The sequence below is a fragment of the Pseudenterobacter timonensis genome (assembly GCF_900021175.1).
GTDB lineage: Bacteria > Pseudomonadota > Gammaproteobacteria > Enterobacterales > Enterobacteriaceae > Enterobacter > Enterobacter timonensis.
On sequence record NZ_FCOP01000011.1, the window covers coordinates 869351 to 882305 of the forward strand.

At 60.0% G+C, this 12955-nt stretch carries 12 protein-coding genes; 4 read left to right on the top strand and 8 right to left on the bottom strand.

The genetic code is table 11. The annotated features are described in order from the left end of the window. Positions 1–107: 107 nt before the first annotated feature. The 3 genes from ybaK to copA form a co-directional block, all read right to left on the bottom strand. Entirely contained in the window at positions 108–587 is a 480-nt protein-coding gene (ybaK, locus tag BN3796_RS10370) for a Cys-tRNA(Pro)/Cys-tRNA(Cys) deacylase YbaK (RefSeq protein ID WP_061708266.1), read from the bottom strand. A 199-nt stretch (positions 588–786) separates the two neighbouring features. Continuing rightward, positions 787–1581 (bottom strand): TraB/GumN family protein, encoded by a 795-nt coding sequence (locus BN3796_RS10375; protein WP_061708267.1) that lies wholly within the window; start codon positions 1579–1581, stop codon positions 787–789. 102 nt (positions 1582–1683) lie between these two features. After that, positions 1684–4182 carry a copper-exporting P-type ATPase CopA gene (gene copA, locus BN3796_RS10380; RefSeq protein WP_061708268.1) on the bottom strand — a complete coding sequence of 833 codons (2499 nt, stop codon included), beginning with the start codon at positions 4180–4182 and terminating at the stop codon, positions 1684–1686. Positions 4183–4290: 108 nt separating this feature from the next. Here copA and cueR point away from each other — a divergent pair, with 108 nt between their 5' ends. Continuing rightward, positions 4291–4710, top strand: a complete 420-nt coding sequence (gene cueR / locus BN3796_RS10385; RefSeq protein WP_061708269.1) for a Cu(I)-responsive transcriptional regulator — start codon at positions 4291–4293, stop codon at positions 4708–4710. Here cueR and BN3796_RS10390 read toward each other — a convergent pair. From BN3796_RS10390 to tesA, 5 genes are all read right to left on the bottom strand, one after another. Then, entirely contained in the window at positions 4697–5146 is a 450-nt protein-coding gene (locus BN3796_RS10390; protein ID WP_061708270.1) for an NfeD family protein, read from the bottom strand. The two genes, cueR and BN3796_RS10390, sit on opposite strands and share 14 nt — an antisense overlap. Beyond that, on the bottom strand, positions 5143–6057 hold the full coding sequence (locus tag BN3796_RS10395; RefSeq protein ID WP_061708271.1) for an SPFH domain-containing protein: 915 nt from the start codon (positions 6055–6057) through the stop codon (positions 5143–5145). Before BN3796_RS10395 ends, BN3796_RS10390 begins: the two co-directional genes overlap by 4 nt. A 152-nt stretch (positions 6058–6209) precedes the next feature. After that, complete coding sequence (locus BN3796_RS10400) at positions 6210–7064, bottom strand: co-chaperone YbbN (RefSeq protein WP_061708272.1); 855 nt, start codon at positions 7062–7064, stop codon at positions 6210–6212. A gap of 59 nt (positions 7065–7123) precedes the next feature. Beyond that, positions 7124–7933, bottom strand: a complete 810-nt coding sequence (locus BN3796_RS10405; RefSeq protein ID WP_148381782.1) for an SDR family oxidoreductase — start codon at positions 7931–7933, stop codon at positions 7124–7126. Continuing rightward, positions 7914–8555 (bottom strand): multifunctional acyl-CoA thioesterase I/protease I/lysophospholipase L1, encoded by a 642-nt coding sequence (gene tesA / locus BN3796_RS10410; protein WP_187374033.1) that lies wholly within the window; start codon positions 8553–8555, stop codon positions 7914–7916. Before tesA ends, BN3796_RS10405 begins: the two co-directional genes overlap by 20 nt. Here tesA and ybbA point away from each other — a divergent pair. The 3 genes from ybbA to BN3796_RS10425 all read left to right on the top strand — a co-directional run bounded on the left by ybbA (position 8523) and on the right by BN3796_RS10425 (position 12949). Then, entirely contained in the window at positions 8523–9209 is a 687-nt protein-coding gene (gene ybbA, locus BN3796_RS10415; protein ID WP_061708274.1) for a putative ABC transporter ATP-binding protein YbbA, read from the top strand. The genes tesA and ybbA overlap by 33 nt on opposite strands. Next, positions 9206–11620: a putative ABC transporter permease subunit YbbP gene (ybbP, locus tag BN3796_RS10420; RefSeq protein WP_061708275.1), complete on the top strand. Its 2415-nt coding sequence runs from the start codon at positions 9206–9208 to the stop codon at positions 11618–11620. Before ybbA ends, ybbP begins: the two co-directional genes overlap by 4 nt. A 183-nt stretch (positions 11621–11803) precedes the next feature. Beyond that, positions 11804–12949 carry a porin gene (locus BN3796_RS10425; protein ID WP_061708276.1) on the top strand — a complete coding sequence of 382 codons (1146 nt, stop codon included), beginning with the start codon at positions 11804–11806 and terminating at the stop codon, positions 12947–12949. Positions 12950–12955 lie beyond the last annotated feature (6 nt).

A 12955-nucleotide genomic window follows, 5' to 3' on the forward strand; every position in this document is an offset into this window, starting at 1 on the left:
CCGCTGCCCTGCAGGGGGATTTATTGCCCGGTGGCGCTTCGCTTACCGGGCCTGTGGTATCGTGCACTTCTGTAGGCCGGGTAAGGCATAGCCGCCACCCGGCTTTTTTAATCCCGGCGCGCAATATCGGCAAACTGAGCATCCAGCATTTTCGCCAGATCGTCTGCCGCCAGTTCAATATCCAGCCCGCGCTTGCCGCCGGAAATATAGATGGTGTCAAAACCCCGGGCCGGGGCGTCAATCAGCGTTGGCAGCCGTTTTTTCTGCCCCAGCGGGCTAATGCCGCCCACCAGATAGCCGGTGGTGCGTTGCGCAACCATTGGATCGGCCATATCCACCTTTTTCGCCCCCAGCGCTTTGGCGACCTTCTTCAGATCCAGCTGCCCGGCCACCGGCGTTACCGCCACGGCGAGATGCTTCATGTCGCCATTCACCGCCACCAGCAGCGTTTTATAGACCTGCTCACTATTCAGCCCCAGTTTACGCACCACTTCGTCACCAAAGTTGGTTTCGTTAGGGTCATGATCGTAGGTATGGATCCGGAATAAAATTTTTTTCTTTTCGAGTAACTTAACGGCTGGAGTCATAGCAAACCTTACTCATACAGACGGAAGAGGCAATGAGCATACATCTGATGGGTGTCTGAAAAATAGCACCATCTTGCGCAATAGTATTGGCAGCGATGGTCACTTTGAGCGACAATCTGCTCAACCGGAGGCTTCCTCCGGCATAATAATAACGATGAAATTCCTCTTTGACGGGCCAATAGAAATATTGGCCATTTTTTTATCGCAACAGCGACGGCAGATTCCCTTCTCCATACAGATGCAGCGCGCCGACGGCCACCACGTAGCGGCCCGGGGGCAGCGCGTTCAGCATGGTACACCACGCCTGATTACGCTCGTTCATCAGCACATCATAAAGCGATTCGCTAAAGGTGGAGGGCAACGCCAGCCGCTCTTCAGCGGGCGGCGCGTTCAGCCACCAGCCGATCATCGTCTGCAGCAGCCGGGCGTTGGTGTGCCAGTGGGTGAGCGTATCATCCAGCAGCAGTTTTCCCTCTTCAGGCAGGCGGCGAAGCAGGGCGACCTGACTCTGTGCCCCCTCCAGCTCAATCACCGGAAGCTGACGCGCCCGGGCCAGATGCAGCAGCTGGTAATCGATACCATAATCACCGCGCAGCCCCAGACGCTGAGCCTGCGTCGCCTGCAACACCATCGCGATCTGCCACAGGGGCAGCGTTTGCAGCATCGACAGCGGGAGATCCAGCTCCCCGGCGTAACGCTCCAGTTCGGCGAACTGCGCGGCATCAAGCCGCTCCTCCAGCGTGGGCGGCGTCCCGGTATCGGTAAAGGGCGACTCGCTGCCGGAGATATCTGCTTCCACCACCAGCGCGTCAGCCTTTTTAAGCTCTTTTACCAGCCCGTCAGGAAGGGGGGACATATCGCGGGTGCCCATGTGGATGCTGCCCACCAGATGCAGATCCTGGCCGCCGGGAAGCAGAATATCCAGAGCGGGCCAGGTATAACGGCGGGGGAAAAAGGCGCGAAGTGATGCTCTTATACGACGAAACAGACTCATGCGCGCTCCCGCAGTTGAAAAGAGCATGCTAGCGCGTGGCTGGAGAAGGTGCAACTTCACGCTCCCCTGCGCCAATTAAGGACAGGCGCAGGGGAGGGGCGATTACGCCTTAGGTTTAAAGCGCAGCAGGCGGTTAGCGTTACTCACCACCGTAATGGAGGAGAGCGCCATTGCCGCGCCAGCGACCACTGGATTGAGCAGCGTACCGGTGAGCGGCCAGAGGATCCCGGCGGCAATCGGAATGCCGAAGGCGTTATAAATAAACGCGCCCAGCAGGTTCTGCTTCATGTTGCGCAGCGTCGCCTTCGCGATAGCGAGCGCGTCCGCTACCCCCATCAGGCTATGGCGCATCAGGGTAATGGCTGCGGTTTCAATCGCCACGTCGCTGCCGCCGCCCATGGCGACACCCACTTCCGCCTGTGCCAGCGCCGGGGCGTCGTTAATTCCGTCGCCCACCATCGCCACCTGGCGCCCATGGCTTTGCAGCGTCTTAATGGCATCCGCTTTGCCGTCCGGCAGCACGCCGGCAATCACCTCGTCGATACCCGCCTCGCGGGCAATCGCGTTGGCGGTAACCGGATTATCGCCGGTGAGCATCACCAGGCGGTAGCCAGCCTGATGCAGGCGAGCCAGCGCCTCTACGCTATCCTGGCGCAGCGGATCGCGAATGGCGAACAGCGCCACCGCCTTGCCGTCAACCGCCAGCAGTACCGGGGTCGCCCCCTGCGACGCCTGCGCTTTCACCTCGTCGTCAAGCGCAACGGTATCTACACCCTTTTCGTTAAGAAGCGTGGCGTTGCCGAGCAGCAGCGTTCGGTTTTCCGCCTCGCCGCTCACCCCCAGCCCGCGCAGGGTGCGGAAGGCGCTCACCTGTGCCAGCGCGGCGTCACCCGCTTTATCAAGAATGGCGCGGGCCAGCGGGTGGCTGGAGCCTTGCTCAAGCGAGGCGGCAAGACGCAGGGCTTCCGCTTGCGCAAAATCAACCGTCCTGAAAGCCACTACCTGCGGTTTACCTTCGGTGAGGGTGCCGGTTTTATCAAACACCAGCGTGTCGAGCGTGCTGGCTCTTTGCAGCGCGTCGGCGTCGCGCACCAGGACGCCAAATTCGGCGGCACGCCCGACGCCTGCGATAATCGACATCGGCGTCGCCAGTCCCAGCGCACACGGGCAGGCGATAATCAGCACCGTGGTCGCAATCACCAGCGTATAGACAATCTGCGGCGCGGGGCCGAAGAGATACCAGATAGCGCCGCTCAGAAGCGCTATCGCCACCACCACCGGTACGAAAACCGCCGAGATCTTATCCGCCAGCTGGCCAATCTCCGGCTTGCTGCTTTGCGCCTGGCGCACCATACGGATAATGCGCGACAGGGTGGTATGGCTACCCACCGCGCTCGCCTGGAACAGCACGCTCCCATCCTGGACCACCGTTCCGGCGTGAACGCTCTCGCCTTCGCCTTTTTGTTGCGGCACCGGCTCGCCGGTCAGCATCGCCTCGTCGAGCCAGGCCTCACCCCGGGTAATGGTGCCGTCTACCGGCACGCGATCGCCGGTGGTTAAACGCAGCGTCATGCCTGGCTGTACTTCGGCCAGCGGCACCGTTTTCTCACCCTCGTCAGTGACTACCCGCGCGGAGGGGGGCGTCAGGTCAAGCAACCTTTCCAGCGCCTTCGACGAACGCTGGCGGGCGCGCGCTTCGAGCATATGACCCAGGTTAATCAGACCGATGATCATGGCGCTCGCTTCGTAATAGAGATGACGCGCCTCTGGCGGGAAGGCGTGCGGCCAGAGGTTGACGCTCATGGAGTAGAGCCACGCCGCGCCGGTGCCCAGCGCCACAAGGGTGTCCATGGTCGCGGTGCGGTTTTTGAGGCTTTTCCAGGCGCTGGTATAGAAGTGGCCACCGGCAAAAATCATCACCGCCAGGGTAATGATACCGATGGTCAGCCAGAGGGAGCGGTTGCTGTCGGAGACCATCATATTGTCGCCGATCATCCCCCAGACCATCACCGGGATACCTACCAGCAGGGCGACAATTGCCTGCCAGCGAAAGCGTTTCATGGTGGCGATGGCGGATTGCTGCTGACGTTCACGGCGTTCGGCGTCATCCTCGATCGCCTCCGCCCCGTAGCCTGCTTTCTCCACCGCCTGCACTAAATCGGTGGCGGACGCGCTGCCCATTACCAGCGCAGTGCGTTCCGCCAGATTTACCCGTGCCTGCGAGACGCCCGGTACGCTCTGCAAAGCGTTCTGTACGCGGGAGACACAGCTGGCGCAGCTCATACCATTGATCAACAGCTGTTGGCTGTCGTCGATATCATCCGCTGCCGGAAGCTCAGGAGTAGCCGCTGTCAGTGCTTCCGACGGGATTGATGACTCTGTCAGCGGTTTAGCCTTTGGGTGGCTTAACTCCGCGCCGTAACCGGCCTCTTTGACGGTGTCTATCAGGGCCTCGGCGCTGGCGCTACCGGTGATAACCGCATGGTCGATTGTCACTTCCGCGCTTTCCACATCGGCGCGTTTTTCCAGGCTTTCTTTTACCCGTTTGACGCAGTGGCCACAGGAGAGGCCGTCCAGCGTCAGGTTGATGGTGTGAGACATAGCAAAACTCCTTTATAATTTTCCGGTCAGCTATTGACCTTCATAACGCGTTTACCTGACAGTTATAAAGGTTAAACCTTCCATCAAGGGGAAGGTCAAGGGGGAAAAGTGAATATCAGCGATGTGGCGAAAAAAACCGGCTTAACCAGCAAGGCGATTCGGTTTTATGAAGAGAAGGGACTGGTCACGCCGCCGTTGCGCAGCGAGAACGGCTACCGCAGCTATACCCAAAAACATCTTGATGAGCTGACGTTGCTGCGCCAGGCGCGGCAGGTGGGGTTTAACCTCGAAGAGTGCGGCGAGCTGATCAATTTGTTTAACGATCCAGCGCGTCACAGCGCCGATGTGAAAAAGCGGACTCTGGAGAAGGTGGCGGAGATTGAACGTCACATCACTGAACTGCAGACGATGCGCGAGCAGCTGCTGGCGCTGGCGGACGCCTGCCCGGGCGATGAGAGCGCCGACTGCCCGATCATTGATAATCTCTCCGGCTGCTGTCATCGCAAATCCGGAACTAGCAGCGCGTAATACGCAGCGTAATGCCCTCTACGGCAATTACCTCGACCCGCGTGCCCGCGGCGAGGTCGTCGTCCGCCACGACGGGCCAGGAGCTGTCGCCGACGCGCACATGCCCATGGCCATTTACCAGCGCGTTTTCCAGCATAAACCGCCGTCCTATAAGCTGTTGTCCGCGCTGATTCAGGTGGGCATCCACCGGCTTTTGTTGCCGGACCTGGCGCGCCAGCCAGCGCCACCACAGCCAGACGGCCACCAGTGTCAGGGCTGCAAACAGTACACCCTGCCACTCCCAGCTCAGCGGGAAAAGCCAGGCGATCAGCCCGACGATCAGCGCCGCGACCCCGCTCCAGAGCAGATAGCCGTTGGTACCGAGCATCTCTGCAATCAGCAGCAGCCCGCCGAGGCTGAGCCAAAAAACATGAGGGTGTGCCGCGATCTCATTCATTTTTTGCGCTCGTTTCCACTTTCTTTTATCAGTTCGGCAATGCCCGCGATGGAGCCCATCAGGCTGCTGGCATCCAGCGGCATCATCACCACTTTGCTGTTATTGGCCGCGCCAATCTGCTGCAGCGCGTCGGTGTATCGCTGCGCCACAAAGTAGTTCACCGCCTGGATATCCCCCGCGGCGATAGCCTCTGAAACCATCTTCGTGGCTCGTGCTTCCGCCTCTGCCGAACGCTCGCGCGCCTCCGCCTGCAAAAACGCCGACTGGCGCTCACCTTCCGCCTTCAGGATTTGCGACTGTTTATCCCCTTCGGCCTTGAGGATCTCCGCCTGGCGCACACCTTCTGCCTCGAGAATGTAGGCGCGCTTGGTACGCTCGGCCTTCATCTGGGCGTTCATGGAGGAGATCAGCTCCGCAGGCGGGCGCACGTCGCGGATTTCGATACGGGTAACCTTGATGCCCCACGGGTTTGTCGCTTCATCGACGATATGCAGCAGACGCGTGTTAATGCTGTCGCGTTGAGAGAGCATCTCATCCAGCTCCATAGAGCCGAGCACGGTGCGGATGTTGGTCATCGTCAGGTTGATGATCGCCAGTTCCAGATTGCTCACCTCATAGGCCGCTTTAGGTGCGTCGATCACCTGGATAAAGCAGACGGCGTCGATGGTCACGTTGGCGTTATCTTTCGAGATCACCTCCTGCGAGGGGATATCCAGCACCTGTTCCATCATATTGATTTTACGACCGATGCGGTCCATAAAGGGGACAACCAGGCTCAGACCAGGCTGCAGGGTGGTGGTATAACGTCCGAAGCGTTCGACGGTCCACTGATAGCCCTGCGGTACGATTTTCACGCCCGCCGCGACGACCACCAGCACCAGAAAAATAAAGACAGGAATAACGATAAGCATAAAACCTCCTGTTTGCATGCCATAACCGGAAAAGCAGTTCTATGAGTATATCGACTACAAATAAAAATTCTTCTCTTATCGCCAGCAGGTGGCGTTTCGGACAGACAGGAGGGAAAGGGGCAGATCGCGCATCGGGCGATCTGCCGGGGGGATCAGTAGAGCAGGGCGTAGAGCTGACGACGGTATTTAGACGCCAGCGCGTCGCCAGTGCCCAGCGCGGCGAGGATCTCCTGGAAGACCTTCCGCGCCTGGCCATCAGCCGCGCCGAGATCGCGCTGCAGGTGCCCGAAGAGCAGCGCCAGCGCCTCTTCGTTGCGTCCAACCTGGTGCAGCTGCAGCGCAAGCTGGCTGGCCAGCGCGGCATCGTCCGGGTTATCGGCCACCTGCTGCTGAAGCTGCTGAATTTCCGGCGTGTCTGCCGCCTGCTTAAGCAGCTCAATCTGCGCCACCAGCCCCTGGTAGCGGGTATCCTGGTCCTGCAGCGGAATGGTTTTCAGCACCGCTTCCGCCTCTTCGGAGCGGTGAAGCGCAATCTGCGCCTGCGCCAGCAGCAGCCCGATCTGGCTATCCTGATTTGAAAGCTGCCAGGCCTCTTTCAGCAGCGGCAGCGCTTCGTCGTTTTTGCCTTCCTGCATCAGCGCCATCGCTTCCTGCGCCTTCAGCTCCTCTTCACGCGGCAGCACTTTGTCCAGCAGGGCGCGGATCGCCTCTTCCGGCTGCGGCCCCTGGAAACCATCCACCGGCTGGCCGTTCTGGAAGAGATAAACGGTAGGGATCGCGCGCAGGCCAAACTGGGAGGCGATCATCTGCTCCGCGTCACAGTCCAGCTTCGCCAGAATGAATTGTCCCTGATATTGAGCGGCGAGCCGCTCCAGCACCGGCGTCATCTCCAGGCATTGCTGGCTGCGCTCGGACCAGAAGTAAAACAGCACCGGCGTTGTCATCGACTGTTCCAGCGTCTGGTGCAGGTTAGCTTCGGTAATGTTGATAATATTCTGTACGGACATGCGGCATTCTCTGTTGTCAGTGTAAGGGTTACATGGGGGGCGTCAGGCGCGCCTTCAACTCAACCCTGTAAAATTTTATCCATCAGACGGCCCGGCAGCAGACGCTTAAGCAGCGTAACCGCGCAGGTCACCAGCGTCACCGGATAGCGCATTTTGGGACGATCGCTCTCAAAAGCATGGCGCACTTTGGTGACCACCGCCTCCGGCCCGAGGGTGAAGCGGGCGGCGATGCCGGGGTTCTCCACCGGCTGGTCAGCCTGGGTCTGGTTGACGTTATCGGTGAAGCGGGTGCGGATGGGGCCTGGCTCAATCAGGCTCACCTTGATCCCGCTGTGGCGCAGCTCCATGCGTAGCGCGTCGGCCCACGCCTCCAGCGCATATTTGCTGGCGGCATAGGCGCCGCGCCCCGGCGTTGAGATCAGTCCCATCACCGAGGAGGTCATTACGATGCGCCCTTCGCCGTGGGGCAGCATGGCGGGCAGCAGCGCCATGGTGAGCTGGTGTACGCCAAAAAAATTGGTGGAAAATTGCTGTTCAAGCTGCTCGCGGGTGACGGTCTGCAGCGGGCCGTAAACGCCAAATCCGGCGTTGTTAAAGAGGCCGTAGAGCTGGTTATCAGTCAGCGCGATCACCTCGGCGGCGGCGCGTTCTACGCTCTCGGGGGAGTTAACGTCCAGCAGGATGCCGGTGAATCCCATGCCGTTCATCCGTTCCACATCTTCTGGTTTACGACAGGCGGCCAGGACCCAAAATCCCTGGCGCTTAAGTTCAAGGGCGCTTTCAAGGCCAATACCGCTGGAACATCCTGTTATTAAGACCGATTTTTGCATAACTTTACCTGTTACGATCTCAGCTGTTTGACGAGTCATGTTTAACTAAAGGAGCCAGCCGGGTTGCCATCCAGTCGGCAATAAAGGGCTGTGCGTCGCGATTGGGGTGAATACCATCCTCCTGCATCCATTGGGGTTTCAGATAGACCTCTTCCATGAAAAATGGCAGCAGCGGAATATCAAACTCTTTGGCAAGCTTAGGGTAGATCGCGCTAAAGGCTTCATTATAGCGGCGACCGTAGTTAGCTGGCAGCCGAATTTGCATCAGCAGCGGTTGGGCATCAGCGGCCTGAATCATCTGCACGATCTGGCGCAGCGTCTGTTCGGTCTGCTGCGGCTGGAATCCGCGCAGGCCGTCGTTGCCGCCCAGTTCCACCAGCACCCAGCGCGGCTGGTGCTGTTTCAGCAGGGCGGGCAGGCGGGATAGTCCCTGCTGGGAGGTGTCGCCACTAATGCTGGCGTTCACCACCTGCGTCTGAGCCTGCCATTTATCGTTAAGCAGTGCAGGCCAGGCGGCGGTGGCCGCCATGCGGTAGCCCGCGCTCAGGCTATCGCCCAGAACCAGTAGCGTCTCCGCAGCGGCGGCGCGAAACGTCATCAGAATCAGAATCAGAAACAGGAAAGGCAAATGCCAGCGGAAAACAGTGTTGAAGTTCATCATCTTAAGAAGTCCGTGGGTCAGGGAGAGCATCAGCTTTCCATCCTTACCGGAGTTGAACTTGTTGTCAAACGCGCAGAGACCATTGCGCTGATCGGGGAGTCGGGTTCTGGTAAATCGACGCTGCTGGCGATTCTGGCCGGGCTGGATGACGGCAGCAGCGGCGAGGTCTTTCTGGTCGGCCAGCCGTTGCACCAGCTTGACGAAGAGGCGCGCGCGGCGCTGCGGGCGAAACATATCGGCTTTGTCTTTCAGTCTTTTATGCTGATCCCGACGCTGAACGCGCTGGAGAACGTGGAATTGCCGGGGCTGCTGCGCGGCGAGAAGAGCGCCCAGAGCCGCAGCCAGGCCAAAGCGCTGCTGGAGCAGCTTGGCCTTGGCAAACGTATCGGCCATCTTCCGGCCCAGCTCTCCGGCGGCGAACAGCAGCGCGTGGCGCTGGCCCGTGCCTTCAACGGACGTCCGGCGGTGCTCTTTGCCGATGAACCCACCGGTAATCTCGATCGCCACACCGGGGACAAAATTGCCGATCTGCTGTTTGAGCTGAACCGGACGCATGGCACCACGCTGATTCTGGTGACCCACGATCCGCAGCTGGCGGCCCGCTGCGATCGCCGCCTGCGGCTGGTGGAAGGCCAGCTCCGGGAGGAAGCATGATCGCCCGCTGGTTCTGGCGCGAGTGGCGCTCTCCCTCGTTGCTGATTGTCTGGCTGGCGTTGAGCCTTGCCGTCGCCTGCGTGCTGGCGCTCGGCAGCGTCAGCGACCGTATGGAGAAAGGGCTCAGCCAGCAGAGTCGGGAGTTTATGGCGGGCGACCGGACGCTGCGCAGCTCGCGGGAGATACCGCAGGCGTGGCTGGATGAGGCGCGAAAAATCGGGCTGAAGGTGAGCGAGCAGGTCAGCTTTCAGACCATGACCTTTGCGGGGGATACGCCGCAGCTGGCAAGCGTAAAAGTGGTGGACGATCTCTATCCCCTCTACGGCGAACTACAGACCTGGCCGCCGGGGCTTAAGCCCGCCGCGGGCACCGTACTGCTGGCGCCACGGCTGATGGCGCTGCTAAATCTGAAGCCCGGGGAGAGTATCGACGTGGGGGACGCCACGCTGAAAATCGCCGGCGAGGTGCGTCAGGAGCCGGATGCTGGTTTCAACCCGTTCCAGATGGCGCCGCGCCTGCTGATGAACCGCGCCGATATGGCGAAAACCGGGGCGGTGCAGCCGGGCAGCCGCGTCAGCTGGCGCTACAAATTCGGCGGTACGCCGTCGCAGCTGGCGGCGTATGAAAAGTGGCTTCTGCCGCAGCTCAGGCCGGAGCACCGCTGGTCCGGGATGGAGCAGGAGGAGGGGGCGCTGGGCAAATCCCTGGCGCGCGCCCAGCAGTTCCTGCTGCTTTCGGCGCTGCTGACGCTGCTGCTGGCGGTGGCTGCGGTGGCGGTGGCGATGGGACATTATTGCCGCAGCCGCTACGATCTGGTGGCGATCCTCAAAACCCTGGGGGCAGGACGGGCGCAGCTGCGAAAACTGATCGTCGGCCAGTGGCTACTGGTGCTGGCTCTCTCCGCCCTGACCGGAGGGGCAATCGGGCTGGCGTTTGAGCGGCTGCTCATGCTGCTGCTCAGGCCGGTGCTGCCCGCCGCGCTGCCGCCCGCGAGCCTCTGGCCTTGGCTCTGGTCGGTGGGGGCGATGGTGATGATTTCGCTGCTGGTGGGATTACGTCCTTATCGCCTACTGCTGGCCACCCAGCCGCTGCGCGTGCTGCGCCGCGACGCGGTGGCTAACGTCTGGCCTTTGAAATTTTACCTTCCGGCGATGATCGTGGCGGTGGTTCTGCTGCTGGCCTGGCTGATGGGCGGCAGTACGCTGCTCTGGTCGGTGCTGGCGGGGGCGGTGGTGCTGGCGCTGCTCTGCGGCGCACTGGGCTGGTTGCTCTTGAAGGCGTTAAAACGGCTCACCTTTAACGCGCTGCCGGTACGCCTGGCGGTTAACCGCCTGCTGCGCCAGCCCTGGTCCACCTTAAGCCAGCTTTCGGCCTTCTCGCTCTCATTTATGCTGCTCGCGTTGCTGCTGGTGTTGCGTGGCGATCTTCTCGATCGCTGGCAGCAGCAGCTTCCCCCGGAAAGCCCTAACTACTTTCTGATCAATATCGCGCCGGAGCAGGTGGCGCCGTTGAAAGCCTTCCTCGCCGCGCATCAGGTGACGCCGGAGTCGTTCTACCCGGTGGTGCGCGCGCGCCTCACAGCGATCAACGGCCAGTCGACCCAGGGTAATCAGGACGAGGCGCTGAACCGCGAACTGAACCTGACCTGGCAAGAAAAGCGCCCGGATCATAACCCGATTACCGCCGGAAGCTGGCCGCCGAAAGCGGGGGAAGTCTCCATGGAGGAGGGGCTGGCGAAACGCCTGAACGTGCGTCCCGGCGATACCCTGACCTTTACCGGCGATACCCAGGCCTTTAACGCCAGGGTGACCAGCCTGCGTAAGGTGGACTGGGAGAGCCTGCGGCCTAACTTCTTTTTCATCTTCCCTTCCGGGGCGCTGGACGGACAGCCGCAGAGCTGGCTGACCAGCTTTCGCTGGGAAAAGGGCAACGCCATGCTAACGGAGCTTAACCGCGCCTTTCCCACGGTCTCCCTGCTGGATATCGGCACCATCTTAAAGCAGGTGGGGCAGGTGCTGGAACAGGTCAGCCGCGCGCTGGAGGTAATGGTGGTGCTGGTGACGCTCTGCGGCGTGCTGCTTCTGCTGGCCCAGGTACAGGTAGGTATGCGCCAGCGGCATCAGGAGCTGGTGGTCTATCGCACGCTGGGGGCGGGCAAAAAACTGTTGCGTACCACGCTCTGGTGCGAGTTTGCCCTGCTGGGGCTGGTCTCCGGGCTGGTCGCGGCTATTGGCGCCGAGACGGCGCTGGCCCTCCTGCAGAAACAGGTCTTTGATTTCCCCTGGGAGCCGGACTGGCGGCTGTGGCTGATCCTGCCAACGAGCGGGGCGCTGCTGCTCTCGATGTGCGGCGGCTGGCTCGGTTCGCGGTTGCTGAAAGGGAGAGCGCTGTTCCGTCAGTTTGCTAGTTAAGATTTTTTTTTGTATTTGTTACGCGCCAGTTAATTTGCTGGCGCGTAACATTTTTAGCAGCACAGATCGTTAAAGTCATTGTTTTTAGAAGCACAAATCTTCAAAAAAGTGTCAACATGAGTCAAAAAATTCCAGATATGATTAGTGTGCTAATTTTTTAGCCGTGTCTATCAAGGAATTAAAATGAACATAAAAAAAACAGCGCTGGCGACAACGATCGGCGCAGCAGTGGCGTTGGCGTCATTCGCCTCGCAGGCGGAAATCACGCTTCTGAAGCAGGATCCGCAGGCGGGCGATCCCCTGAGCCGTCTGAACTTCACCGTGGGCGGGAGTATTCGTCCGCAGTTCCAGAACATGACGGGCAACGACGGTAAAAATAGCTACAAGCGTAATGGCTTCGACGGCGGCACCCGCTTCCGTTTTGCTGCGGATTACTACCTGTTCGACGACATCAGCTGGATCAGTTATTACGAACTGGGCGTCAATATTCCGGCCCTGTTTGACTGGGATAACCACTACGCCGACGGCGCGAACGACACCTCCCGTCGTATGCTCTATACCGGCCTGAAGAGCGCGACCTGGGGTACGCTGACCTTCGGCCAGCAGAACAGCGTTTACTACGATGTCATTGGCGCGAAGACCGATATCTGGGACTACGATATGCTCGCCCAGGCGCCGGGTAACGGGATTAATGGCGACTACGATGGCTCCTACCGTTCACGCAAGATGCTGAAGTATAAGAAAACCGTAGGCGATGCCGATCTCTACGCCTCTTATCTCTTTGAAGATGGCGAATATCTGCCGGGCAACGGCCTGCGCTATAAGCGCAAAGGCGGCGGCTCTCTCGGTGTGGATTACCATCTGACGAAAGATCTGACCTGGGGTACGGCGTGGAACTATACCCGCGCGGATATGCGTAACCCTGGCAACGACGACAGCAAAACTTACGACCAGAACATCGTCGGTACGGCGCTGAGCTGGAAGCCGGACAACTGGACCTTCTCCGCTGGCGGCGGCTGGTACCAGAACTTCCTGACCACCAAAAAAGTCTCCGTGGATGACTACTTCGCTGGCGACGCGTGGGGCGTGGAATACTTTGCGGGCTACACTTTCCCGATTGGTCAGTATGCGGTGAAATCGATCCAGCCATACTTCATGGGCGATCGCCTGGAGTATATCAACGGGCGTAACTACCAGCGCATTGATAACGGCTTAGGCATTAGCTTCCAGCTGGATTACGGTTTCCGTGTCGATTATGAACACGTCTTTACCTCCAGCACCGACGATCTGGGCGATATGAACCTGGTGCGTCTGCGCTACGACTTCTAAGGTCGG